Source organism: Gordonia sp. NPDC127522 (assembly GCF_042672305.1).
In the GTDB taxonomy this organism is placed as follows: Bacteria; Actinomycetota; Actinomycetes; order Mycobacteriales; family Mycobacteriaceae; genus Gordonia; species Gordonia hongkongensis.
The window spans coordinates 24,276-48,802 of sequence record NZ_JBHXVK010000021.1; the positions used below are offsets into that span (position 1 = coordinate 24,276).

General features: G+C 69.1%; 21 protein-coding genes. 7 read left to right on the forward strand and 14 right to left on the reverse strand.

Annotated features, from left to right (window positions below):
- Nucleotides 1–149: 149 nt before the first annotated feature.
- Both ACFVHY_RS21975 and ACFVHY_RS21980 read right to left on the reverse strand, forming a co-directional pair.
- A complete protein-coding gene (locus ACFVHY_RS21975; RefSeq protein ID WP_211539251.1) occupies nt 150–902 on the reverse strand; it encodes an energy-coupling factor transporter transmembrane protein EcfT in 753 nt (250 codons plus the stop codon).
- Nucleotides 899–3,040 (reverse strand): ABC transporter ATP-binding protein, encoded by a 2,142-nt coding sequence (locus ACFVHY_RS21980; RefSeq protein WP_390275444.1) that lies wholly within the window; start codon nt 3,038–3,040, stop codon nt 899–901. Before ACFVHY_RS21980 ends, ACFVHY_RS21975 begins: the two co-directional genes overlap by 4 nt.
- Before the next feature lie 214 nt (nt 3,041–3,254).
- Between ACFVHY_RS21980 and ACFVHY_RS21985 the strand changes: the two genes are divergently transcribed.
- The 3 genes from ACFVHY_RS21985 to ACFVHY_RS21995 all read left to right on the forward strand — a co-directional run bounded on the left by ACFVHY_RS21985 (nt 3,255) and on the right by ACFVHY_RS21995 (nt 5,519).
- Nucleotides 3,255–3,776 (forward strand): hypothetical protein, encoded by a 522-nt coding sequence (locus ACFVHY_RS21985; RefSeq protein WP_058253731.1) that lies wholly within the window; start codon nt 3,255–3,257, stop codon nt 3,774–3,776.
- Between the two features lie 148 nt (nt 3,777–3,924).
- Nucleotides 3,925–4,620 (forward strand): TMEM165/GDT1 family protein, encoded by a 696-nt coding sequence (locus tag ACFVHY_RS21990; protein ID WP_390275445.1) that lies wholly within the window; start codon nt 3,925–3,927, stop codon nt 4,618–4,620.
- Nucleotides 4,621–4,757: 137 nt separating this feature from the next.
- Entirely contained in the window at nt 4,758–5,519 is a 762-nt protein-coding gene (locus ACFVHY_RS21995; protein WP_390275447.1) for an SDR family NAD(P)-dependent oxidoreductase, read from the forward strand.
- Nucleotides 5,520–5,581: 62 nt separating this feature from the next.
- Here ACFVHY_RS21995 and ACFVHY_RS22000 read toward each other — a convergent pair whose 3' ends face one another.
- The 3 genes from ACFVHY_RS22000 to ACFVHY_RS22010 form a co-directional block, all read right to left on the reverse strand.
- Nucleotides 5,582–6,754 carry an MAB_1171c family putative transporter gene (locus ACFVHY_RS22000; RefSeq protein ID WP_390275448.1) on the reverse strand — a complete coding sequence of 391 codons (1,173 nt, stop codon included), beginning with the start codon at nt 6,752–6,754 and terminating at the stop codon, nt 5,582–5,584.
- A 42-nt stretch (nt 6,755–6,796) separates the two neighbouring features.
- The gene (locus ACFVHY_RS22005; protein WP_058253708.1) at nt 6,797–7,309 is read right to left on the reverse strand and encodes a hypothetical protein; all 513 of its coding nucleotides are present in this window, start codon (nt 7,307–7,309) and stop codon (nt 6,797–6,799) included.
- 124 nt (nt 7,310–7,433) lie between these two features.
- Nucleotides 7,434–8,009: a helix-turn-helix transcriptional regulator gene (locus ACFVHY_RS22010; RefSeq protein WP_058253707.1), complete on the reverse strand. Its 576-nt coding sequence runs from the start codon at nt 8,007–8,009 to the stop codon at nt 7,434–7,436.
- A gap of 293 nt (nt 8,010–8,302) precedes the next feature.
- Here ACFVHY_RS22010 and ACFVHY_RS22015 point away from each other — a divergent pair, with 293 nt between their 5' ends.
- Nucleotides 8,303–9,283, forward strand: coding sequence for a hypothetical protein (locus tag ACFVHY_RS22015; RefSeq protein ID WP_390275450.1), 981 nt, complete (start codon nt 8,303–8,305; stop codon nt 9,281–9,283).
- Nucleotides 9,284–9,327: 44 nt separating this feature from the next.
- Here the strand turns inward: ACFVHY_RS22015 and ACFVHY_RS22020 are convergent, their stop codons facing one another.
- A complete protein-coding gene (locus ACFVHY_RS22020) occupies nt 9,328–10,980 on the reverse strand; it encodes a TM0106 family RecB-like putative nuclease (RefSeq protein ID WP_390275451.1) in 1,653 nt (550 codons plus the stop codon).
- Between the two features lie 227 nt (nt 10,981–11,207).
- Between ACFVHY_RS22020 and ACFVHY_RS22025 the strand changes: the two genes are divergently transcribed.
- Nucleotides 11,208–11,900, forward strand: coding sequence for a DUF6474 family protein (locus ACFVHY_RS22025; RefSeq protein ID WP_068969999.1), 693 nt, complete (start codon nt 11,208–11,210; stop codon nt 11,898–11,900).
- A gap of 204 nt (nt 11,901–12,104) precedes the next feature.
- Nucleotides 12,105–12,782 carry a hypothetical protein gene (locus ACFVHY_RS22030; protein ID WP_390275453.1) on the forward strand — a complete coding sequence of 226 codons (678 nt, stop codon included), beginning with the start codon at nt 12,105–12,107 and terminating at the stop codon, nt 12,780–12,782.
- Here ACFVHY_RS22030 and ACFVHY_RS22035 read toward each other — a convergent pair.
- From ACFVHY_RS22035 to sigK, 7 genes are all read right to left on the reverse strand, one after another.
- Nucleotides 12,762–13,664: an alpha/beta fold hydrolase gene (locus ACFVHY_RS22035; RefSeq protein WP_390275455.1), complete on the reverse strand. Its 903-nt coding sequence runs from the start codon at nt 13,662–13,664 to the stop codon at nt 12,762–12,764. The genes ACFVHY_RS22030 and ACFVHY_RS22035 overlap by 21 nt on opposite strands.
- A 22-nt stretch (nt 13,665–13,686) precedes the next feature.
- Entirely contained in the window at nt 13,687–14,502 is an 816-nt protein-coding gene (locus tag ACFVHY_RS22040) for a cyclase family protein (RefSeq protein WP_390275456.1), read from the reverse strand.
- Nucleotides 14,503–14,504: 2 nt separating this feature from the next.
- On the reverse strand, nt 14,505–15,668 hold the full coding sequence (locus ACFVHY_RS22045; RefSeq protein ID WP_390275484.1) for a PQQ-dependent sugar dehydrogenase: 1,164 nt from the start codon (nt 15,666–15,668) through the stop codon (nt 14,505–14,507).
- A 320-nt stretch (nt 15,669–15,988) separates the two neighbouring features.
- A complete protein-coding gene (locus ACFVHY_RS22050; RefSeq protein ID WP_137809844.1) occupies nt 15,989–17,542 on the reverse strand; it encodes a succinic semialdehyde dehydrogenase in 1,554 nt (517 codons plus the stop codon).
- Between the two features lie 67 nt (nt 17,543–17,609).
- Complete coding sequence (rraA, locus tag ACFVHY_RS22055; RefSeq protein WP_390275457.1) at nt 17,610–18,104, reverse strand: ribonuclease E activity regulator RraA; 495 nt, start codon at nt 18,102–18,104, stop codon at nt 17,610–17,612.
- 34 nt (nt 18,105–18,138) lie between these two features.
- The gene (locus ACFVHY_RS22060) at nt 18,139–19,047 is read right to left on the reverse strand and encodes an alpha/beta fold hydrolase (protein ID WP_390275459.1); all 909 of its coding nucleotides are present in this window, start codon (nt 19,045–19,047) and stop codon (nt 18,139–18,141) included.
- A gap of 67 nt (nt 19,048–19,114) precedes the next feature.
- Nucleotides 19,115–19,729 (reverse strand): ECF RNA polymerase sigma factor SigK, encoded by a 615-nt coding sequence (gene sigK / locus ACFVHY_RS22065; protein WP_137809842.1) that lies wholly within the window; start codon nt 19,727–19,729, stop codon nt 19,115–19,117.
- A gap of 376 nt (nt 19,730–20,105) precedes the next feature.
- Between sigK and ACFVHY_RS22070 the strand changes: the two genes are divergently transcribed.
- Complete coding sequence (locus ACFVHY_RS22070) at nt 20,106–21,038, forward strand: MBL fold metallo-hydrolase (RefSeq protein ID WP_390275460.1); 933 nt, start codon at nt 20,106–20,108, stop codon at nt 21,036–21,038.
- 26 nt (nt 21,039–21,064) lie between these two features.
- Here the strand turns inward: ACFVHY_RS22070 and lysX are convergent, their stop codons facing one another.
- Nucleotides 21,065–24,478: a bifunctional lysylphosphatidylglycerol synthetase/lysine--tRNA ligase LysX gene (lysX, locus tag ACFVHY_RS22075; RefSeq protein WP_390275461.1), complete on the reverse strand. Its 3,414-nt coding sequence runs from the start codon at nt 24,476–24,478 to the stop codon at nt 21,065–21,067.
- Nucleotides 24,479–24,527: the final 49 nt, after the last annotated feature.

Sequence of the window (24,527 nt, forward strand, 5' to 3'; positions counted from 1 at the left end):
TGGGGACGCGCCCCCCGCAAGCTCCGGACGCTCCTCAGGGAGCGGTGGGGACGCGCCCTCCGCAATCTCCGGACGCTCCTCAGGGAGCGGTGGGGACGCGCCCTCCGCAAGCTCCGGACGCTCCTCAGGGAGCGGTGGGGACGCGTCCATCAGAGAACGAGCGTGACCGTGATGGCAACCGCGCAGGCCACGCCGATGACGATGAGCGCCACCACATCTGCGCGCCCGGGGCCGGCCTGATGGGCGGTCAGGCGGCCGGTGCCGCCGCGGGCGGTGATCGCCTCGGACATCTCGGCGCTGCGTCGGAGCGCCGACGACATCGCCGCGGTGATCAGATCCATGATCCCCATCTCCGCCGACGGATGGTCGCTGCGGCCCTTGGCCGTCGGCCGGAGGCGATGCGCCGCACGCAGCATGCGCAACTCCTCGATGAGCAGCGGAAGACCCCTGAGGCACAACGCGATCGCGACCGCCCACTCGTCGACGGGCAGCCGGAGCCACCGCAGCGGGCGCATCAGCCGCGCCAGTGCCGGCGCCACGTCGGCCATCGGGGTGGTCCAGATGACGAGGATCGAACTGGCGACGAGGACGAGTGCCAGGGTGATCGCGCGCAGGAAGACCAGGGCGCCGGGGATGCCGGCGAACGACACATTGAACGCGACGCCGATGCCGATCAGACCCCAGAACCACCACGGCGGACGAGGTATGGCGCCCAACGGGATTCCCGCGACGAGGGCGGTGATCACCACCACCGCGGCGACCATGCCCAGCGCCGGCCACGACGGCAGCACCCAGGTCATGATCCCGAGGATCAGCACGATCACGAGTTTGGTCCCCGCCCACAGCCGGTGCACGAACGAGTCGCCGGGCACCTGCCGCAACGGGACGGTACGCATCGTCATCGGGTTCCTCCGTCCCAGCCGGGAGCCTGGTCGATCATCTGCTGCGAATCGGGCAGCAGGCGCCCGTCGACCAGTCGGACCCGCCGGGTGCACACCGACTCCAACGACTCGAAGTCGTGCGAGATGATCACGATGGTCATCCCGTCGGCGCGGAGCCGGGCCAGCAATGCGACGATCTCCTCGCGTGCCGGCGGATCGAGTCCGGCCAGCGGCTCGTCCAGAACCAGCAGGTCGGGATGGCGCGCGATGAGACCGGCCAGCACGACGCGCCGCATCTGTCCGCCCGACAGCGCGTCGACCTTGGTGACCGCCATCCGGCGCGGCAACCCGACGAGTTCGAGGACCCGGGCGACCTCGGCGGTGCCCACCTTCTCACCACCGGCCGCCATGATCTCGTCGGCGACGGTGACCTTCTGCAGTTGCAGACGCGCATGCTGGAATCCGAGTCCGACCGCGCCGACCCGCTCCGTCATCGGCGTTCCGGCGTCGAAACCCGCTCCGGGAGTGATCTTCTCGTGGATGTCCAGCAGACGGCAGGCACCGGTCCCGGGCGGGAGCAGGCCGGCCATGATCCACGCGAGAGTCGTCTTGCCCGATCCGTTGCCGCCGACGACGAGGAGTCCCTCGCCGCGGTAGACCGTCAGCGAGATGTCCTGCAGGGCAACGACCTCCCACGGCGAGCCCGGCAGGTGCGCATAACCCACCTGGTCGAGCACGAGGAGTGGCCCGCCGATCCGCGAGGTCGGTGCGGGCGGGGGCGACGGCCGCGGGTTCGGCGCGCCCAGGTCGGCGTCGGGACCCGGCATCCAGTCGGGTGCGTGCGGCACGAGTCGTCCCCCGGCCAGGTGGATCACCCGATCGGCCGCCGCCGCCTCGCTTCCGCGGTGCGTCACCAGGACGACGGCGATCCCACGGCGCGCCGGCAGGCCCGCCAGCAGCGCCAGCAATTGTCCCCGGCCTTCCGGGTCGACCATCGACGTCACCTCGTCCGCGATGAGGAGCTGCGGATCCCGCGCGAGCGCCGCGGCGATCGCCAGCCGCTGCTGCTGACCGCCGGACAGGTCCGTGGTCTCCCGGTCACCGAGTCCGGCGAGACCGACCTCGTCGAGCAGTGCCTCGACATCGACGTCGGCGCCGGGCGGCAGACCCCAGACGACGTCGTCGGCGACGCGGGAACCGAGCATCTGTATCTCGGGACGCTGCAGGACGAGCGCGGTCCCGCCGTGCGCGCCCAGACCGGGCAGGCCCGGCCGGTGGACCACGCCGGTGGACGGGTCACGCCCGGCCAGGATCTTCGCCAGCGTCGATTTCCCGGAACCGTTGGCGCCGACGACGGCGACGAACTCACCGGGATCGATCCGCAGGTCGATGTCGTGCAGCACCGGGCGCGCCTCCGGTGCGTAGGCGAATCCGACGTGTTCGAAGACCAGCGGAAGCGGCGCGATGCCCGGATCGTGGGCCGCGGCGACCACCGCGGCCGGGGCGAACCCCGACGGGACGGCGTCGAGTGTGTCCTCGCTCGGCACGTCCCGCAGCCTGCTGATGACGGAACCGAGGATCCACCACGCGACGAGCAGCGAGATCGCGGTGCCGAGGGTTCCCGACACCCAGACCCACACCCACCAGTCGTCGGCGATGCTCCGACTCATGGTGTCGAGCCCATCGGCGACGCCGCCGGTCGGTCCCCATCCGTGCAGCCACTTCGCGACGCCGTGGATGGAGTTGGTCATCGCCTCGATCGTCAGCTCACGCAGCGGCACCAGGATCAGGAGGATCAGCACGGAGATCCCACCGAGCACCGGCGAGGCGACGAGCGTGGCGACCCCGAGCACACCGATCCCCCGGCCCCGGCGCTTGATGTCGCCGACCAGGCCGCCGACCAGCGCGGACCCGAGGACGGTGGCCATCGCGCCGGTGCCCGCCATCGCGAACGCCACCGCGGTGGTGGCGACTGTGGCGGTGACCAGGGCCCGGGGACGCGTACGCGCTGCGATGAGTGCGAGCGGCACCGGGGCGAGCAGTCCGGCGGCCTGGGCCAGTGGGATGACCGACGCGATGACCACCGCCGCGACGGTCAGTCCGCCGAAGATCGCGACGGACGCGAACTCCATGGGTCGCAGCGGGGGCGAGTTCTTCACCGGTCCAGTGTGCCTGGTGTCGTCGACCCCGCCGGCGGGGACAGTGCTCGGCGACCGCCGCTGTCGTTCGTTCGCATGTTAACGATCCATCACAACACGGTGATTCGAGTTGTCGACGCCTCGTCATCGGTGGATGGTCTTCTCACCAGGGTCGGCCGTCGGTCCCCAGTCCGTGGATCACCCCGAGGTCGTGCCCCGGTCGGAGGAGGACATGATGCAATCGATTCCGATCGGCCTCACACCGTTCCAGCACGAGGGCACGCTGAACGGCATTCTCATCTCGGGCCGCTGGCCGGAGTCGACGCTCGAGTGGACGCAGACGCTGGTGGCCTCGGTTCGGATCGCCTGCCGGCCGGGTTTCCTGCCCACGACGACGATCTTCGGCGTGGTCGAGCAGCGTCCGGAGCAGGGTGAGGCGGACACCGTCGGGATGATGGTCGCGATCGGCAATGTCGTCGACGACAGCTTCGTCGAGGCGGGCCGCTTCCTGAACAATCCGCCGGCGCTGGTCATGCTGCATCCCCCGTCGCAGACGCGCCCCTCCCTGCCCGAGTGTTCACAAGTCGCCTCCGGGTGCGTGCTGCTACCCGGACTCCCCGAACTCGGGCTCGAACACCGGGCGGGATGGGCCGAGGCGGAGGCCGACGGCACGGTGGTCAACCTCCGCAATCAGGTGGGTATCGACCCCAACGCCGACCCCGACACCGCGGTGCTGGCCATGCTTCTCGCAGCGTAGGGCGGGGCGGCCGCCCGAAGGCCGCACGACGGGTCACCGACCCCGTGGATACGGGTCCCCGAACATCTGATTTTGATGGCCCTACCTGCGGGAATACGGGTCTTCGACGAGTTGCGTCCGCGAGTTAGTACTGACTAACCTGGCGTCCGTGATTGCCGCCCTGCTCCTCAGCTTCGGCGTGATCTTCGTGGCCGAACTCGGTGACAAGTCACAGCTGATGGCGATGACCTACGCCCTGCGCTATCGCTGGTGGGTCATCCTCCTCGCGATCACTGTGGCCACCACCGCAGTGCACGCGGTCTCGGTGTTCTTCGGCCACTTCCTCGGTCTGTCGATACCCACCACGCTCCTGACGATCCTCGCCGGCCTGGCGATGCTCGTCTTCGGCCTCTGGACGCTGCGCGGAGACCGGCTCGACGACGAGGAGTCCACTCGGGCGACCCGCGTCGGCGCCTCGGTGTTCTTCGCCGTCATGTCGGCGTTCTTCCTCGCCGAACTGGGCGACAAGACCATGCTCGCGACCATCACGCTGGCCACCGACAACGACTGGCTCGGGGTCTGGATCGGGTCCACGCTCGGCATGGTCGCCGCCGACGCACTCGCCATCGGTGTGGGTGTGCTCCTCGGCCGCCACCTCCCCGAGCGCGTCATCGCGATCGGCGCGGCAGTTCTCTTCTTCGCGTTCGCGGCCTGGCTCATCACCGACGGTCTGATCGGTGCGTCGGTGCCCGTGATCGCCGGCACGCTCAGTGCGGTCGTGATCATCACCGGGATCGGTATCGTGCTGATCCGCCGGGAGAACCGCCTCCGTTCCGACGAGAGCGTCCGAGCGCTCGTTCGGTAAATCAGGGGGTCTTTCGCCGACGGCGCGAGCCGTCTGACTATCGTGAAACTGCAGCACGAGCCGGAGCGGCGTCGCCGACGACGGCGGCGCGGCCGGCAGGAGAACGGGTCGGGTACCGCGAAAGGATCACCTCACACATGGACGTTTCAGGCGCTTCCGTACTGGTCACCGGCGGGGCCTCCGGCCTCGGTGCGGCCACCGCACGGCGTTTCGCCGCAGCCGGCGCCCAGGTCTTCGGCCTCGACCTGCAGGCCTCGATCGACAAGGCCGCACCCACCGACGGCGTCACGCTGGTCCCCGCCGACGTCACCGACGAAGCACAGGTCCAGGCCGCGATCGACACCATCGCCGAATCCGGTGCGCCGCTGCGCGTCGCGGTCAACTGCGCCGGCGTCGGTTGGGCCGCACGGATTCTCGGCAAGAACGGGCCGCATGAACTCGACCTCTTCCGCAAGGTCATCGACATCAACCTGATCGGCACCTTCAACGTCATGCGGCTGGCCGCCAACCGCATGCAGGAGGAGTCCACCATCGACGGCGACGGCCAGCGCGGCGTCATCATCAACACCGCGTCGGTGGCCGCGTTCGAAGGCCAGATCGGCCAGATCGCCTACGCGGCGTCGAAGGGCGGCGTGCACGCGATGACCATCTCGGCGGCTCGCGATCTCGCGCGCATCGGTGTGCGGGTCTGCACCATCGCCCCCGGAACCATCAGCACTCCGATGCTGGCGGGCGTCACCCCCGAGTTCCAGAAGACACTCGCCGAGGCCATCCCGTTCCCGCAGCGGCTCGGCGAGCCCGACGAGTATGCACAACTCGCCGAGTTCATCGTCGCGCACAACTATCTCAACGGTGAGACCATCCGCATGGACGGCGCGATCCGGATGGCGCCGCGCTAGTCCGAGGCGACTCGCGGGTTTCATCTGAGGCGGCTTCGATTGTTCGGGGGCCGGCCGGCGGGTCACCGGTCGGCCGGCTCCTCGACGACCTCTACGGCGTCGAGCGCACGGGCCAGCCTGAGCAGCGGAGCGGCGTCGGCTTCGAGGCCGTCGCCGTCCGCCGGGGCGAGATCCCGGACCGGGCCGCCCCCGTCGCGGGGATCATGCTCGGTGACGGCCGACCGCAACAGCCGCGCCTGCACCTCGGGTTCGGCATACCCGAACACCGCCGGGACCCGAGGACTCAACTGCGTCAACGCGTCTCGGGTCTCGACGACGCGCCGATGCAATCGGGTGGTCGGCGTCAGCCGGCCGGCATCCGGTAGCACCACTTCGGGGACCGCGTCGGTCACCAGTCGCCACAGGGGCACGAGTTCGGCGTCGAGGCGTCGACGACGCCGGTTGGCCGCGACCGACTGAACCCGCGCGTAGACCATCGGATAACTGATCCCCATCAGGAACGTGACGACGCCGACGATGGCGACGGCCCGATTCGTCGTCAGAAGCCACGGCGACCGGACGACGTTCGTCGCGGACACGATCACGAACACGATCTGACAGACCGCGCCGACCGCGAGACACGTCAGACCCGTCATCAGAAGGCCAAGGGACACACGGAGATAACCGTCCGCCGTCGCATAGAACTTGCGGACGCTGTTGACGCAGGCGACGAAGCCGTAGGCGAGGTAACCGCTGGCGATCAGCATGAACAGCGCGAAACCCCAGTTCTGGACGGTCCATTCGTCGATGGTCGCGGTCCGGATCTCGACCGGGATGACCAGCATGGTCACCTGCAGCCCGACGAGTGCCACGACGAGGGGCAACGCCTCCCATCCGGCCCGGCGTTCGCGCGTGACCTTCCCGGGGAAGAAGAACACCACCACGAGCGCCGCGACCCCGATCGCGAGGAGCGCGTAGAACGCCACCCTCGACAGGCCGGTGGAACCGACCTCGTTGAGCACGTCGGCGACCGAGTCGTCGACGACGACGAATGCGAGGGTCAGCGCCGCCACGGCGATCATCATCGCCAGCGGCTGCAACCCCCATCCCGCACGGCGGATCTGATCGAGGCGCCAACAGAACGCGAGGGCGAAGACGCCCGCGGCGACGGCGTTGACCGCGCCGATCCCGACGTCCACCCCGGAGGCCAGTAGATTGACCGTCGGGCCCCCGCCCGCGACAGTGATCACGCCCAACAGGGACTCACATTCTTCCCGGTGCCGCAACCGACCGGCATGTCACAGCCATCCGCGATGACCCCCCAACAGTTTCTGGAGTCCACGCAGTTCGCCGTGCGACGCGGTGCTCCCGACGCCGGTGCCGGCGTCCTCGGCCCAGCCGAGAATCAACGAGGCGAGCATCTCGGCTTCCCACTCGGCGTCGTCGGAGTAGCACGTGCGCCGGAGCGCGGCTGCCGACTCGTCCTGCGTCAGGGCGGCGATCCCCGCCGCCGAGGCCTCACCAAGGATCTGGTGGCCGGCGATCAGATGGCCGAACTCGTGGACGACGATCTGGTTGCGGTGCAAGCGTGAGGTGTGGGCCTGGTGGAAGAAGTAGTCCGCGTCGGTCGCGGCCAGCCAGATGCCGTTGGGAACCCCCGCGGGCAAGGCATGCTCGATCAACCGGATGGGCCGGCCGCGACGGTCACCGTACCGCTCACAGAGTTGAGCCACGTCGAGGGGCAGATCGAGATCGAGCCCCTTCAGCTCGGCGCGGCACAACGCGCGCAACGCGCGCTCGGATCGACGCATGAGCTCATCGAATCACGAGCGCGCACCACGCCGGAATCCACCCGCAGCGATCGACTTCGCTGGCCTGTCCGGGCCGACACCCCTCGGTCCGGAACGAATGGCTCCGCGAACGCCTCACCGGCGGTCAGTCGTCGCTGTGGTCTCCGACGACGCGAAGCCGCGAATCGGCCGACGGCTTGGTGTCGCTCAAGCCGGCCGCGATCACGTCCGGCGGATCCTTGGGCAGACCCTGCTGCTCGCGCAGCACCTTGATCAGCTCGTTCACCACCGTGACCGAATCACTCGACAACCCGGCCAGGCGGAAGGCCGCCAGCTGGACGTTCGTGTCGGCCTGCAACCGCATCAGATCGATCTCGTCGCGGGTACGCTGCGCGGCCCGATCCTCGAGAAAGTAGTGCACGTCGACCCCGAAAGCGGCCGCGATGCCCTCCACCGTGCGGAACGAGGGAGACTTGGCCTTCCCCGATCGCAGTTGGCTCAGATACGACTCGCCGAGTCGGAACCCCCGCTCGGTCGATCGCGCCGCGATCGCCTTCGCGCTGTACGCCCTACCGTTCGGACCAGGAACCGTCCGGAACAGTTCCTCGAGCCGCCGGGCGAACAGCCCGGGGTCGAGAGCATCCGCGTCCGTCGTCCTCGAACGATCGGAGTCGGTGCGTCCGGTGTCGCCCATAGGCTTCTCCGCCCCTCCTGAAGTCATGACAATCTTCTCCGAAACGCAAAATTTGAATTTGCAAGCATTAAAGCCCGCTGTACACGGCCGTTGCAACGGTCGGTACGATCAGAAAGTACCGGACCGCCGCGCTCTGCGCGTATCACCTGTGAAGATGGTGTAACGATCGTTAGTGTGGCGTTCTTCACATTCATGGGGGTCATGGGTTGCCGACGCGGATCCGTCAGATGAACATTCGGGTTCGGCCCGCGGTGCGCGTCGATCCGCCGCATGGTGTCAGCGACGGTGTTTCACCCCCTCGACTGTACGCCTGACGAACGATGAGCCACCGTCTCCCGACCCCCCGCGGCGCCCGTGCCAAGCCGCGTGGTCTCGCCGTCCTTCTGATCGTCCTCTCCGCGATCCTCTTCATCGTCGTCGCTCCCGGGGTGGCGTCGACAGCCCCACCCGGCCCCGATGCGCCCGGCGCCGACTGGGCGGGTGACTCCGACTCCGACTCCGACAGCGACAGCGACTCCGACAGCGATCCCGATGACACGGACGAGGTCGACGACACCGACACCGACACACCCGCGGGCTCGGCGACCGATGACCCCGAGACGACCGAACCCGAAACCACGGACCCCGGGACCACCGAACCCGAGACCACCGATCCCGAGACCACCGATCCCGAGACCACGGACGAGTCCTCCGCACCGTCCCATCCCACGGGCTGCGGTTGTGGATCGTCGCCCATGCCGGGGACGTCGGACACGACGAGCGAGACCACCAGCACGACCACGACCAGTACGGACGATCCGGGTCCGTCGACGTCCGGGCGCGAGACCACATCCGGGCGCGATGGCGACGGTGACGACCCGTCCCTCGGCACCCGCCGGGAGGAGGACGCTTCCTCGGCGTCCGATGGCGATGTGAGCGGGTCCGACCCGGCCGGGGTCCCCCCGAACACCGGTCCGGCCGTCACCGACGTACCGACGGTCGCCCCGCCTGGTGGAGGTGGTTCGACCGGGCCGACTCCGGACTCCGGCCCCGCGAGCGAGCCGGACACCGACCGTCGTTCTCCCCAGCCCGACACCGACGTCGAATCCGACGGCTCCGACACCTCGCAGACGGTTGCGGGTGCAGCGGGTCCGCCGGTCGATCCGCCGCAGGCCTCGCCCGGTGTGCCGGAGGACTCGACGTTGACGTCGGTGCGGAAGTTCGTCCTCGGCGTGGCGCCGGGAGCACTGTTGCTGCTCGGCGCCGTCGCCCTGCTCGGCAGCGGGTCGTTCCTCGACTCGTTGCGCTCGATGCGTCCCTGACACGCGGCGGCGAGACGTTCGACCCAGCGGTTCGGCTGAGTTCGTCAGCTCGCCCGGAACCGGTCAAGCAGATCCCGCTCGTGGGGCACCTGCGCGGCCGCGCCGTCGGTCATCCACTCGCGCAACACTTTTGTGGCACGGACATCGTCTTCGTTGTATTCGAGAAGTCGCCGGCGCTGCCCGTCGTCGGGGCGCCCGCCCCCGAGCGCGACAGCCGCCCGGTACCACTCCATCGACGCCTCGCCGCTCGCGTCGTCGTCGCGCCACGAGAACCCGGCTACCGGCGCCACTCGTTTCAAACCCTTGCCCCGCGGGCAGATGAAGTTCTCGCCGACCGCCTCGTAGATGTCCACCCATTCCGAGGATGCGATGAAGGCCTGGACCTCGGCGCGCGCCGGGATGCCCGGCTCGCCGGCGAAGCGGTCGGCCGACCCCAGCAGCCATCGGTTCTCCGCCTGCTGGGAGTAGCAGTAGGCCGCGAACGTCTTCCCGGCCTCGCGGGCGGCGGCGCGTTCGGCCATGAGCCATCCCCAGAATTCGGCGAACGACCGCGCTTCGTCGCGCGTGGGCAGCGGGTCCCAGGTGACGAACGGGCGGTACTCGACGGCGACCGCAGGATCGGTGGTGTCGGTGCGCAGTGTCCCCCACAGATACGCCCCGTGCTCGCCGTAGCTCTCCATGTCGACGTCGATCTCGATGTCGGCGCGGTGGACCCGCGGCGAGTCGACGCGCCGGACGAGTTCGGTGCCGGTGAGCCAGGCGATCGCGTTGATGATCGCGTCGCCGAACCGGACGCCGCCCGGCCAGCCCTCCGGTGGGGCCCCGCGCTGTGCGGCCAGTTCGTCGATCGTCGTGATCCCGGCATCGATCAGGACCGAACCCTGGTTGCCACTCGCCACGAGACTGACGTCGCGCTTCTCCTCGAGCTCCGGTCCGCAGCGCACCCACCACGGGCACGAACGGCATTCGCTGATCCGGCGGGGCTCGGTGGGGACCTTCCCACCCGCGACCGCGAGCCGATGCTCGAGGATCGCCGAGTAGTCCTCGAGCATCGCCCCGGTGTCCAGGACGACGATGCAGTCCGCGTCCACGCCGATCACGCCGCCGCGCAACTCCGTCGTGTCGGTCGACGACGCCCTGCCGATCTCCACGAGCATGGCGGTGAGATGAGCCAGCCGGAGGTTGTCCCGTCGGTTCGGCCGGCCGGTCCGATACGGGTCGGGGCTCGGTGCCCACATCCAGAACGGACTGGTCACCAGGCTGGGCGCACGCCCGTCCGGTTCCGGCGTCGATTTCGCCGGCTGGCTGACCCGGTGATTGACGACGATGACCGGTGTGTAGCCGTCCCCGACCCGCACCAGCAGTTCGGAATGGCCACGGCGCCCGTGCTCCCGGTCGGTCGGCAGGGTCGCGTTCCAGATCCACGACGCCCCGGCGTCGCAGGCACGCAGCGTGGCCGCGACGCGCTCAGCGGTGCTCGCATCGGCGTCGACGACCACGAACGCGCCCGGCTGATCGCTGTGTACCCCGCGGAGCAGCTCGCGGATCGCCGCTCGATGGTCGGCCGCGGCCTCCTTGCGACGCTGCACGCCAGGCGGATCGGGTTCGTCGGCGGGACGTCTGTCGTGCGCGAAGTCGAGGGCGACCCGGTGCTCGCAACCGGCGAGGTCGCGCGGCGACAACACGACAGGGACCACGCCATCCCTTTCCGGGCTCGAACGGACGGACACGTGGTCGGATACAACCACATGTCATGCTTGTACTTGTTATCACGCGCGCCTGACGTCGGGAGCGAAGCGAGCGGGGCCACGAAGTGCGGCGCCGGACGCGATCGAGCGAGCCGGTCGACACCGGCGCCGGGAGCGGAACGAGAGCAGGCCGGGGGTCGACTGCGGTCTTCTCGGCAGCAGCGAAAGGGCATTCGATGGGATTGTTCTCCTCCGACGGTACGACTCGTGCTCAGCGCAAGGCAGAGGCCAAGGCTCTCAAGGCGAAAGCCAAGCTGGAGGCCAAGTTCGACGCCAAGTCGCGGCGCAAGGAACAAAAGGCCCGGCGCAAGAACGAGCACAAGTACTTCCAGAAGGAGATGAAGGCCGAGCGCAAGACCGCCAAGCAGCTCGCCAAGTCCCAGACGAAGGTGAGCAAGGCCGAGGCGAAGAAGTTCGCCGTCGAGGCGCAGGCCGCCGCCGACGCGAAGGCTCTCAGCCCGGCCAGCGTGAAGCGCTACCTCACCGTCGCCCGGCTCGTGGCACCGATCGCCGCACCCGTCGTCTACCGGGCCGCGGTCGCCGGACGCGAACAGCTCTCCACACTGCAGGCGAACCGCGCGGGGGTCTCACCGGAGGTGTTGCGCCAGTTCAGCGGTCACGGAGCGACCCTGTCCGCGCGGATCGCGACCACCCGTACGGCACTGGAGAAGGTCGTCGCGCAGGACACCAGCTCCGACTCCACGGATTTCGTCGCGGCGATGACCAAGCGCCTCGACAATCTGGACATCGCGGTGCAGACCGCCGAGACGATGTCGGCCGGTCAGCGCCGCACCGCCCACAAGTCCATCGCCGACGAACTCGAAGCCGTCGACGCCGACATCCTCGCGCGGCTCGGGGTCCGTTCCTGACCCACGGTCCGAGCCGGGTCCTCGCCGTGCCGGTGGGCGGCCGCTTGGGTGATATCGGCGAGCGATCAGCGGCACGTGTGGAACAGGCTGCGGGATCCGGTCGCCGGTGCCCGGTTCCGGGGCACACCATTAGGATGGGTGCGAACGTGTCGCGCGGCGCAGCAGTTGCCGGGCGCCTGCCGGACACTTGCGAGGGAGCGCCGTATGACCGAGCCGGATCCGAACGCCACGCCGTCCGCCGGTGAGTCGAACCAAGACGAGCAGGCGCTGTTCCCGATTGCCGCACCGGAAGAGTCCGCCTCCGTACCCGACGCCGCACCCGCCGCGCCGGTAGCGAAGAAGGCCTCGCCGGAGACGGCGGCCGCGGAATCCGGCGGCGACAAGCTCCCGCCGAAGAAGGCGGCGAAGAAGAGCCCCGCGAAAAAGGCACCGGCCAAGAAGAGCCCCGCGAAAAAGGCCGCCGGGGCCGCACCGGCGAAGAAGTCGGCAGCCAAGAAGGCACCGGCCAAGAAGGCGCCGCCGAAGTCGGCGCCGCCCGCCCCGGAGCCAGTGGATCCGCCGACTCCGACCCCGGAACCCGAAGCGCCCCAGGTGTCGTCGGCCACGACCCCGGCGTCGCCCCCCGAGCCGCCGGTGACGCACTCCCCGAAGCCGGCCCCGACCGCGTCCTCGGCCCCCGCGCCCGCCGATCCCACGCCCGCGCCCACACACCCGCCGGTCGATGTGGTCGCCGAATCAGACGCCGCCCGTGCGACTTTCGCGCAGTTGCGATCGGGTTCGCCCACCGAACCCCCGACCACCAATCTCACGCCCGCGTATGCCGGGCTCGCAGCTGTGGTCGCGCTGATCGTCTTCGTCGTGTTACGCCGAGTCCTGCGCTGACGGTCCCGCCGTCGACGGGGCGGTGGTCGACCCGTTCGCCGGGGCGAGATCGCCGACCCGGTCGAGAACCGCGGCGACAACGTCGTCGGCGTGCGCTTCCGGCAGCCAATGGTCGGCGCCGCGCAACGCGATGAACTCGTACTTCGCGTCGACCCACCCCGAACACAGGCGGGCCGCGTTCTCGCCGATGGCCGGGTCGGCGTCGCCCCACACGAACGTGGTCGGGACGCGGACCGGCCGGGGCGCGGATCGCTTGTCGGGGAGCGGCATCGCGCGATACCAACCCAGCGCGCCGGGGAGGGCGCCGTACTCACCGATCTCACGGGTGATCCGCGACGCGAACGGTTGCGGAAGTCCCATCCGCTCCCCGAAGTCCGGTTGTGTTCGCATCGCCCAGCCGAGGAACTTCTCGGGCAGGACCGGAATCTGGAAGGCGGCCATGTACCAGGACCGGAAGATCTGTCCGTGGCGCATCGAGCGCAGGAAGGCCCCTGGGTGCGGAACAGACAGGGCGGTCAGCGTCTTCACCCGCTCGGGATGGTGCGCGGCGACCGCCCACCCGACGAGTGCGCCCCAGTCGTGGCCGACGACGTGGGCTCGTTCGAGGCCTGCGGCGTCGAGCAGGGCGAGCACGTCCGCGGTCAGTTCGCTCTGCACGTAGTCCCGTCGGCGTGCGGGGCGAGCACCGGGCGAGTACCCACGCTGGTCCGGCGCGAGGGTCCTGAACCCGTTGTCGTGCAGGATTTCCGCGACCAGTTCCCAGCACGAGGCCCGCTGGGGGAACCCGTGCAACAGCACGATCGGTTCACCGTCGATCGGACCTTCGTCGGTGACGTCGAAGGTGTGGGGTCCGCGGTCGAACCGGGTGATGCGCGTCGTCATCGATGACCTTTCTGTGTCCGATTCACACCATGGCGATCACGCGCGCCGGACCGCCGGTACCACCGGCGAACTTCGGTGCGCCGACTATCACGGTCGAGCCATGGGCCGGAACGGCTTCCAGGTTCGCCATGGCCTCGACCGCGTAGCGCCCACTGCCGAGGATCACCGTGTGGGCACCGGTGGCCCCGCGGACGTCGACGCTGAGCGTGTCGGTCCCGATGGCCACGGCGCCCCTCTCGGCCACGAGCATCCCGACCGCGGCCGGTGAGAAGCCGGCGGCATCTGCACCGCCGGTTCGTGGTTGCCACCCGGTGTGCAGCGCGATCAGCGCGCCCCGCGGGATCGGACCGTTCCTCGACTCCCAGTCGGCGACATCGCGTTCGGTCAACTCGGCACGTCGGTCTCGGCGTGCCCTGGACTCGATGCTGATGACCACGAGCGGCGCGACGAGGTCGGCCGGGTCGATACGGTCGACGGTGATCCCGCCGCCGATCTTGTGCGCCGGCGCATCGACGTGGGTGCCGGTGTGTTCGGCGAACGAGACCCAGTTCGTCGAGAAGCCCGAATCACGCCCTCGCACACGGGACGTCGGAACCGTCACCATCGGCGAGTTGCCCGGCCACACCGGGAACGACGGCGACAACGTGTGCGTGAGGTCGACGACCCGGCCCGCCGGCGCGCGACCCGGCGCTCCGCGTGACGGAGCCGCCAGCCCGGTGCCTGCCGCCACCGATGCCGAGATCCCGGTTGCCACACCGGCCGCCACGCGCAGCGCCGTGCGACGAGACATCCGACGGGCTTCGTCGTGGACGTGCTCGACGATCGCGTCGTCACACACGATCAGCCGTCCGAGCGCACGCGCAGGATACGGTCCGAGCCCTCGCCTTCGCTGGTCGTCAGGACCAGCGAACCGTCGGGCGCGACGGCCACGCCACGCAAGCGGCCGTGCGCGCCCTGCAACGCCTGCGTCTCCGACACCACCCGCCGGCCGTCGTCGGAGAGCTTCAGGAACACCAGTCGTTTGCCCTTGAGCGCCGCCAACACGACGCCGCCGTTGTATGCGCCCCAACCGGTTTCGGGCAGGAATGCGATTCCCGGCAGAGCGATCGTCTCGTTGCCCGAACTCCAGACCGGACCGATCGCGCCTGGGACCCGTACCGGATCAGTCATCGGCACCGATTCGTCGTAGATGATCGGTGTGCGATCGGGCTTGTAGCCGTAGTTGCCCCCGGCGACGATGCGATTCAGCTCGTCGTCGCGGCTCGTGCCCTGCTCGATGGCGTACACGCGACCGGTGCCGGGCTGGACCGCCACGCCCTGTACGTTGCGATGCCCGAGGCTGTAGATCGGACTGCGCGGGTTCGGGTTACCCGGGGCCGGGGTGCCGTCGAGGTTGATGTGCAGCACCTTGCCGCCCATGGACGTCCGCGATTGCGGAATCCACGGGGTGGCGTTGTCACCGGTACCGACCCAGAGGCTGTCGCCGGTGGCCGCCAGACCGCAGCCGCCGTGCCGACCCGACGCGTTGACCGGAATGCCGCTCAGCACAGTTCGTTCGCGGGCCATCTGAGTCCAGTCGGCGCCCACCCGCCAGGACACGACCTGGATGGTCTGACCGGTCTGCGGGAACTCGATGGGGATGTTCGACAACGATCCCGGGACCCCGGGCGCGCCGGGCACGGTCGACTCCGCCTGGCATGAGTACACGCGGCGGGTCTGTTCGAACCGCGGATCGATGGCGAGACCCATCAGCCCGGACTCGCCCTGCGCGAAGATGCGCGACAGGTCGGCGCGCACGTTCACGCGCTGCCCACCGGGCCGCACCGCGACGAACCGGCCCGAGCGTTCGCCGGTCAGCACCGTTCCGTCGGGAGCGACGACGACGCCCCACGGGATGCTCAGTCCGTCGGCGACGGTCGTCACCCGCAGCCCGGGTGCCGCGTCGGCGACGGGCGCGGACACCAGGGCGCCGACGAGCGCAGCCGAGACGGCCGCGGTCAGCACCCCCAGACGCGTCCGACGGGATCGGGTTACGGGGTCTCTGCGCAGGCGGGGGCTCCGGGTCACAGGGCCTACCGTAACCACGCTCACACCGATCGGGCAGGACATCTGGCGTCTTCCCGCGTGACTCGTGCTCTCCGATCCGGAAGAACGACACAACCATTGCTCCCTGAGGTGCGAGGAGCGCAAGCGACGAGCCACGAAGGGTTTGGCGACGCATCTCACCAGGACCCTTCGTGACGGCCTCCGCAAGCTCCGGCCTCCTCAGGGAGCAGTGGTCGGGCTCGCTCCGAGCACAACGGGTTCCTTCGGACGAGGGGTTCTCAGCGCCCCGGCAGGTACTTCAACGCGCGGACGGCGGTCGGTGTGATGGCGCGGTAGATGCTCGTCGGGACCACCGGCATGCGATCGATGCCGATGAAACGCTGCTCGGCGATGGTCTGCGGCTCGGTGTACTTCAGGAGGCCCTCGTCACCGTGGCGGCGTCCCATGCCGGAGATACCCATGCCGCCCATCGGGGCCGCCGTCGACGCCCATGCGGCGGCGTAACCCTCGTTGATGTTCACCGTCCCGGCGCGCAGTTGTTCGGCGACCTGCTGCGCCTCGGCGCTGCTGCCGGCGAAGACGCTGGCGTTGAGGCCGTAGTCGGTGTCGTTGGCGAGCTTGATCGCCTCGTCGGTGGAGTCCACCGGGTAGATCGAGACGACCGGTCCGAAGGTCTCGTTCGCGAAGCACACCATGTCGTCGGTGACGTCGGTGAGGACCGTCGGCTCGAAGAAGAAGGGGCCCAGGTCCGCGCGACGCTTGCCGCCGGCGAGCACCTTCGCGCCCTTGGCGACCGCGTCCTCGACATGCGCTTCGGCGGTGTCGATCTGTGCGGCCGAGGCCAGCGAACCCATGTCGGCGCTGAAATCGTAGGAGGCCGACAGCTTCATCGTCGAGACATACGCGGCGAACCGCTCGGCGAAGTCGTCGGCGATCTTCTTGTCGACGTAGATCCGTTCGATCGAGATGCACAGCTGCCCGGAGTTGGAGTACGACGCGCGCGCCGCGCCGCGCACGGCGTTGGCGATGTCGGCACTCGCGGTGACGACCATCGGGTTCTTGCCGCCGAGTTCGGCCGAGAAGCCGATGAGCCGACGCCCGGCCTGTTCTGCGAGGGTGGCCCCGGTCTCCGAGGATCCGGTGAACATCACGTAGTCGGTGCTGGCCATGATTGCTTGCCCGACAACGCTTCCCGGTCCAGGCACCACGGCGTACAGCTCACGCGGCAGACCCGCCTCGTACAGCAATTCGGCCAGGGCCAGCGCGCAGTACGGCGTCTGGCTGTCCGGCTTGATCACGACGCCGTTGCCGGCGATCAGGGCGGCCACCGCATCGGACACGGCCAGCGTCAGCGGGTAGTTCCACGGGCTGATGATGCCGACCACACCCTTGGGCAGGTACCGCACGCGCACGCTGGTCGCGCCCGGCAGCATGCCCTTGACCTTGCGATCGGCGAGCAGCTTGGGCCCGTTCGTCGCGTAGTGCCGCGCGGTGATCGAGACGTCGATGACCTCTTCTTGCGCGTAGATGCGCGCCTTGCCGGTCTCGGCCTGCGCGATGTCCATCAGCGACGCCGCGTTGCGGTGGACCAGGTCGGAGAAGCGGTCGATGATCGCGGCGCGGTCGGCCGGCGTGCGGGCCGCCCATCCTTCCTGCGCCTGGCGGGCCCGGGCGACCGCCACCTCGAGATCGTCGGCGGTGGCGACCGGGATGGTCGCCATCTCCGTCCCGCTGAACGCCTCGAGGACGGGGCGCGTGGGACGACTCGCGGCGTCGTCGATGGCGACGAGCGCACCCAGGCGAGCGAAATAGTCGGCGGTGGGCTTCGGCATGGCGGTGCTCCTCAGCGCTGTGCGGGTGTCCGGTCTTCGATGTCGATCGTGGTCTGCGGTCGGGGCTCTACTGGTTGTCTCCTGCGGCGACGAGCACGATGCCGTCGTCGTCGGAGTAGACGATGTCGCCGGGGGTGAACGTCTCGCCGCCGATGGTCAGCGGGACGTCGCGTTCACCGGCGCCGGTCTTGGTCGACTTGCGCGGGTTGGTACCCAGGGCCTTGACCCCGATCGCCATCCCGCCGATGGTCTTGGCGTCGCGTATGGCGCCGTTGACGATGATCCCCACCCAGCCGTTGGAGCGGCCGAGCTCGGCGATGAGGTCTCCGACCAGTGCGGTGTGGACCGACGCGTCGCCGTCGACGACGAGCACCCCGTCGGGGTTGGATTCACCCAGAACCGACTTCAGCAGGGCGTTGTCTTGGAAGCACTTGACCGTCGACACACGCCCGACGAACTCCCGGTTTCCGCCGAACTGCGTGAACTGGGTGTCGCAGCTACGGACGTCGGCGCCGATCTCGTCGACGAGGTCGGCCGTCGGGGTGAAGGTCAGCTCGCTCATGCCGAACAGTTTAGGTGTAACCGCAAGTAGCTGGTTACTCGCGGGTAGGGATGGGCCGCACCCCGCCGATGATCTCGGCGACGTCGTCCGGGCGCTCCGACACGAGGAAGTGCCGCGCCCTCGGGAGTACCGCGATCTCGCGGGCACCGAGCACGTCGGCGTACCGTCGCTGCTTCCATTCCCAGAAGTGGCGCCACCCCGGGAGCCTGGACGACGCCACGACGACGATCACCGGGACGTCCGGCATCGGCTCGGACCGTCGCAGACTCCGCAACGTCTGGTTCATCGACCCGAACGCGGCGTTCTCGACGAGAAGGGCCAGGAGGTAGGGCGGCTGTCCGAAGACGCGCGTACTCCATCGGCGCTGCTGCTCGCCTCGACCCTCCGGTGGCGCGGGCACGACGCGGCTCCACACCTGGAAACTCGGCCAGCGACGAATCCCGACGCGGCTCGTCACCGCGCGCGCCGCACCGACCACCCGATGGGCGTTGCCCACCCGGAACGACAGCGGGACGATCCGCCACGGCACCAGGACGAACGACCCGTCGAGGATGACGACGCCTGCGGTCCGCTCGGGATATCGGCGTGCGAACGCCTCCACATACAGCGACGCCAGCGAATGACCTACGGCGACAACCGGTTCGGTGATACCCCGAGCGTCGAGCACCGCGGCCATCCGCTCCACCTCGCCCAGCAGCGAGGGATGGTGACGGCGACCGATGGGATCGGACAGTCCGTAGCCCGGGCGGTCGTACCGCATGACCCGCCACGACGAGACGAGCCGCGCGACCAGCGGATCGAGGTCGAACCAGTTGCTCCCGAGCGCCGCCATGAGCAGCAGCGGCGGTCCCGAACCCTCGTCGAGCACGTGGAGCCGATGCTCCCCGACCGTCACGAACTCACCGGGTGAATCCAGACCCGCGTCGGGTGTCGTCTGTTGCACGCGTCCAGTGTGCCCGCGCGGATGGCGCGGCGTCGCCGGACGGCATGACGCGCTCACAGCCGATCCGTCAGCGGTCGTCCTGCGCGTCCAGGCAGCTCCGCAGCCGTCTCAGGCCGTCCCGGATGCGGGATTTCGTGGTGGGCAGGGGTGTGTCGGTGCGCGCCGCCACCTCGGGATAGGTGAGTCCTCCGAAGTACGACATCTCGAGGCTTCCTCGTTGCAGTTCCGTGAGATGTCCGAGGCAGGTGTGCACTGCGCTCACCTCCACCGACCGCAGCACCGCTTCGAGCGGAAGATCCTGCGTCATCTCGGGCTCGGCGGCCCGGACGCCGTACTCCGACAACCGCTCGGTCTGCATGTCCTCGGTACGGACCCGGTCGACGGCGCGCCGGTGCGCGATCGTCATCATCCACGTGATCACCGATCCGCGGGTCGGGTCGTAGTCGGCGGCCCGCTGCCAGTACTGCAGGTATGCCTCCTGGACGATCTCCTCGGCGTAGTGCCGATCACGCACCACCCGGACGGCCAGACCGTAGATCCGCGAACTGGTCAGGTCGTAGAAGCGCGTGAATGCCGCTCGGTCCCCTGCGGCCACCAGAGCCAGCAGGTCGCGCAGGACCTGCGATTCTCCCCCGCCCCCATCATCCGCATTCGCGGTGGCGTCGCTCTCCCTCGGCGCCACGGGTTCAGGTGCTGCCGGGTCGAGGACGAGGCACGGGAAAACTCAGCGGCTGTCTGAGAGTCGCCGCGAACCAGTTGAGGGTCGGGTGCATGTCAGCGACGGCCCGCCCGACGGTCCTGGTGTACGAGCTCTTCGACGACCATTCCGGTACCTCTCGTCAGACGTCGGGGGTCGATGAGTAGGTCGTTGGACCCTAGCGCGTCGTTACACATTGTGTTCCGTTGTAGCCCGTTGGGAGGACAGCAGGCCCTCCGCGGGGCCAGGACCATTGAACGACGGCGGAGTGGTACCCAAAACCTCTCCTCGGTGAACTACACATGACATCCGCTTACCCGGAATCGGCGCGCACACCTAGCGGTCGGGGTAGGAATACGCGGTGGCCACCTTTCGCCAGCCGGGCCCGGCGCCGGCCGAGATGCTGCGCACGGGTGCGCTCGCCGTGCGCGGCGCGTTCCGGCCGCGCCCGCCGGACCGGCGACTCATCGACGCCATCGAGGACGCCGGGCTCCCCGCCGGCGAGGTGACCGTCCGGGTGCGCGCCCTGCCCCAGGTTGCGCGACAGGTGCCGCTCGCCGGCCTCGTCGAGGGAGCTCGTACCCTGCGTCGCGCGTCGTCGGCGATGACGACCTTCGTGGTCGAGCACCCCGAGGCCACGTTCTTGGTCGATCCCGGCTTCTGCCGCGACGCCCACCACCGCGTCCTGCCCGAATTGCCGACGATCTTGCGCCCGCTGATCACCCCGCCGCGGTCGACGGTCAGCACCGCCGACGGTCTCGAGCTGCGGCCGCTGCACCGCTCCCCCGACTTCGCCCTGCCGACGCACGCTCACTGGGATCACGTGTGCGGCCTGCTGGACCTGCCCGGCCTGCCGGTGTGGCTACCTCGGCCCGAACGCGAATGGATACTGGCGGGCACGCGACCACCGGTCGGCGGGGTGCGGGCGGCTCTGACCGACGGCCGACCGATCCTCGACTACGAACTCGACGGCCCGCCCGTGTCCACATTCGTCGCGAGCCACGACCTGTTCGGCGACGGCTCCGTGGTCGTCGTCGACCTCGGCGGGCACACCCCCGGGAGCGTCGGCGTCCTGGCCCGAACGTCCTCCGGCCCGGTCCTGCTCGCCGGCGATGCGGCCTGGCACTTCGAGCAGGTGGCGCGCCTGCGCCAGAAGCCGAGCATCCCCGGCGAATTCGTCGACGACGACCGCGACGCGGCGTTCGCGACGCTGCACCGCCTCCACCTGGCCCGCCACACCGTGCGCGTGATCCCCACCCACGACCATGACGCCGTCGGAGCACTCTGCGGCTGAGGCGAATTCGAACTCGGTCGACCGGGTCAGGCGTCCTGCGGTTTCGCCAGCGGGAACGCGAGCGACTCGCGGATCGACTGTCCGGTGATGAGCATGACCACCCGGTCGACACCGACACCCAGACCTCCGGTCGGCGGCATCGCGTATTCCAGTGCCTGCAGGAAGTCCTCGTCGAGTTCCATGGCCTCGGGATCTCCGTCGGCGGCCAGGATCGACTGCTCGGTGAGACGCGCCCGCTGCTCCACCGGATCGGTGAGTTCGGTGTAGGCCGTACCGAGTTCGACGCCCCAGGCGACGAGGTCCCATCGCTCGGCGACGCCCGGCTTGCTCCGGTGTGCGCGCGTGAGGGGTGACGTCGACGTCGGGAAGTCGGTGTAGAAGGTCGGGAAGGTGGTGCGATCCTCACCAAGGTGCTCGTACAGTTCCAGGACGATCTGCCCGGCGTCCCAGTCGGGCCGGTGATTGATCTCCAGGCGGTCACACACCGCGCGCAATTCCTCGACGGAGGTCTCCGGCGTGATCTCCTGCTCCGCGCCCTCCGAGACCACCTGATGAACGGTCTTGACCGGCCACTCCCCGGAGATGTCGACGCGCTCTTCGTTTCCGTCGGCATCGGTGCGCACGATGACCGGTTCCCCGTAGGCCGCCGTCGCCGCGTACTGGATCATCTCGCGCGTCAGGTCGAGCATCTCGAGGTAATCACTGTGCGCCTCATAGGCTTCCAGACTCGTGAACTCGGGGTTGTGGCTGAAGTCGACACCCTCGTTGCGGAAGTTGCGGCCGATCTCGAAGACCTTCTCGACACCGCCGACACACAGTCTTTTGAGGTAGAGCTCCGGGGCGATCCGCAGATACAGGTCGAGGTTGTAGGCGTTGATGTGCGTCTGGAACGGGGTGGCGTTCGCGCCGCCGTGGATCTGCTGCAGGATCGGTGTCTCGACCTCGAGAAAGCCACGAGCGCCGAGGAAGTCACGCAACGACTTCACCACGAGACTGCGCGTCGCCAGGGACTTGCGCGTCTGCTCGTTGATGGCGAGGTCGACATAGCGCTGCCGGACACGCGCTTCCGGATCGGTGAGACCGGCCCACTTGTCGGGCAGCGGGCGCAGGCATTTGCCGTTGATCCGCCAGGCGTCGATCAGGATCGACAGCTCGCCCTTCCGACTCGTGCCGACGACGCCGCGGGCCTGGATCAGATCCCCGAGGTCGACGTCGGTACCGAAATCGGGTGTGCCCGGGATGATCCGGGAATCCTCGACCAGCACCTGCACCTCGCCGGACCAGTCGTGGACGTCGGCGAACACCACCTTGCCGAAGTCCCGAAGTCGCGTCACGCGTCCGGCGACGGTGACGACGGTTCCCTCGGGTTCGGCCTTGGCCGCCGCGATCGTATGAGTGGGTTGATCGGCCGGCGGGTACGGATCGAAGCCGCGCTCGACGAGCCGGTCCATCTTCTCGAGTCGTACGCGCACCTGTTCCGGCCGGTGGACGACGGCACCTTCGGGTGTGGCTGCCTCGGCGTCGAGTTCGGCGATGAGCGCGGGCGCGTTGACACCGGGCGGAATCGACGGCGGCCCCTGTGTGTAGTGCTTGGCCCGTCCGAAGCGCGGCAACGTGATGAAACCCTCGGTCACGATCGCGGCGAGGCCCACCCGGGGCAGGATCCGACTGTCCTCGAAGCACAGGTAGCGCGACTGCCAGTCCGGCAGATACTTCGCATTCGACTTGTACAGCGACTCCATCTGGAAGAACCGCGAGCCGAACATGAGGATCGAGTAGCCCATCCGCATCACGGGCCCGGCCCCGATCTGGGGACCCTGCTCGAAGAACGCCCGGAACGCCGCGAAGTTCAGCGAGACCTCGGTGATACCCAGTTGCTCGGAGTTGCGGCACAATTCGGCGACCATGGTCTCCACGACGCCGTTGGGTCCGTGCCGGTCACGACGCATCAGGTCGAGCGAGACGCCGCGGCGCCCCCACGGCACGAACGACAGCATGCCGACGACCCGCTCGTCGGGGGTGCCCTCGCCCATCACGGCCTCGACCAGCAGGCAGTCGCCGTCGGCGGGATCGCCGATGCGCGAGAGCGCCATCGCGAAGCCGCGTTCCTCGTCGGTGTCGCGCCAGTCGTCGGCGCGCGCGACGATCTGCGCCATCTCGGTGTCGCCGATCTCGTTGTGCCGTCGGATGCGGACACCGACCCCGGCACGGCGGGTGCGGGTCACGGCCTGGCGCACCGCCTTCATGGCCGGCCCGCTGAGGCTGAACTCGCGCGTGTGCAGGATGGCCTCGTCGCCGATGTTGAGCGAGACGAAACCGGCGGCGTCGAAGGCGGCCGCGCCACGCGGGCTCGACCCCATGGATGCCGGATGCCACCCGTATTTCTCGCACAGGGTGAGGAATTCGGCGATGGCATCCGGCCACGACTCCGGATCGCCGATCGGGTCACCTCCCGCCAGTCCGACGCCGACCTCCACCCGGTAGGTGATCGCTGCCCGACCATCGGGCGAGAAGACGACGGCCTTGTCGCGACGGGTCGAGAAGTACGCGAGCGAATCGTCGTCGTTGAATCGCGTGATCAGCGCCCGGATGAGCGCCTCGTCCTCGGCGGTGATGAGCCAGCGCAGCCGTTGCGACCGGAACAGCACGACGGCCGCGGCGATCAGCGCCAAGGCGCCGAACAGTCCCAGCAGGCCGTTGACGAACAGGTGGGTGTGCCGGCCGTCGAACGAGGCATCCTGGTCGATGGCGCCGAACGCCACGACCCGGTTGAACGCGTACGGCAACCGGTCGCCTCGGGTCAGCGTGTGCGGGAACGCCCACACCAGGGCCCAGCCCAGCAGCGTCGCGATCGCCAGTCCGGCGATCAGGGTGCCGAACGCCGCCAGGACGGCGCCTTTGCGGACCCGTGTGTAGAACTGGCGGTACGTCGACAGCAGGAACATCAGGGCAAGCGCGTCGATGAACAGTCCGAGGTAGATGTTCGTGCGGTCCCACCGCGTCACGCCCAGGTCGTCGGCCAGTGACGGCACGAGATAGAGCGCGTTGGTCGCCATGAACAGGATCAGGTAGATGACGCTGATCCACCAGGCGATCCGCTTGCGGGCCGAGAGCGCGACGGCGATGAGGGCGAGCACGAACGCCCAGGCGAAGCTGGTGTCGGGGAGGGTGATGAGGTAGTCGTCGACGTAGCGGCGGGGGTCGTGGATCAGATGCCGTATCGCCGGGAAGAGGCTGGACAGCAATGCGATTGCCGCCAGGACACCGACGATCGTGCCGGCGATGTGCGGGGCGCGGGACCCGAACCCGGAGGGCCGTCGGATCTTGTCGAGCAGCGCGAGGGACCTGCGGTCGGCCGCGGTGGGCGTCCGCGGTCCCACGTCGCGGTGCTCGCCGGGATTCTCGGGGTCGACCGGCGCGAGGGGGGTGTCGGTGGCCATGCGTAAAAGGTAGTCGGGATGAGAGGTATGTCCCGGCACTCCACGCGGA

What these genes read in the sequence shown, in the direction of transcription:
- ACFVHY_RS22015 (WP_390275450.1), top strand. Translation starts at nt 8,303, where the DNA reads ATGAGCCACCGTCTCCCGACCCCCCGCGGCGCCCGTGCCAAGCCGCGT.
- ACFVHY_RS22025 (WP_068969999.1), top strand. Translation starts at nt 11,208, where the DNA reads ATGGGATTGTTCTCCTCCGACGGTACGACTCGTGCTCAGCGCAAGGCA.
- ACFVHY_RS22005 (WP_058253708.1), bottom strand. Translation starts at nt 7,309, where the DNA reads ATGCGTCGATCCGAGCGCGCGTTGCGCGCGTTGTGCCGCGCCGAGCTG.
- ACFVHY_RS22010 (WP_058253707.1), bottom strand. Translation starts at nt 8,009, where the DNA reads ATGACTTCAGGAGGGGCGGAGAAGCCTATGGGCGACACCGGACGCACC.
- ACFVHY_RS22050 (WP_137809844.1), bottom strand. Translation starts at nt 17,542, where the DNA reads ATGCCGAAGCCCACCGCCGACTATTTCGCTCGCCTGGGTGCGCTCGTC.
- lysX (WP_390275461.1), bottom strand. Translation starts at nt 24,478, where the DNA reads ATGGCCACCGACACCCCCCTCGCGCCGGTCGACCCCGAGAATCCCGGC.
- ACFVHY_RS21985 (WP_058253731.1), top strand. Translation starts at nt 3,255, where the DNA reads ATGCAATCGATTCCGATCGGCCTCACACCGTTCCAGCACGAGGGCACG.
- rraA (WP_390275457.1), bottom strand. Translation starts at nt 18,104, where the DNA reads ATGAGCGAGCTGACCTTCACCCCGACGGCCGACCTCGTCGACGAGATC.
- ACFVHY_RS21975 (WP_211539251.1), bottom strand. Translation starts at nt 902, where the DNA reads ATGACGATGCGTACCGTCCCGTTGCGGCAGGTGCCCGGCGACTCGTTC.
- ACFVHY_RS22030 (WP_390275453.1), top strand. Translation starts at nt 12,105, where the DNA reads ATGACCGAGCCGGATCCGAACGCCACGCCGTCCGCCGGTGAGTCGAAC.
- ACFVHY_RS21995 (WP_390275447.1), top strand. Translation starts at nt 4,758, where the DNA reads ATGGACGTTTCAGGCGCTTCCGTACTGGTCACCGGCGGGGCCTCCGGC.
- ACFVHY_RS22035 (WP_390275455.1), bottom strand. Translation starts at nt 13,664, where the DNA reads ATGACGACGCGCATCACCCGGTTCGACCGCGGACCCCACACCTTCGAC.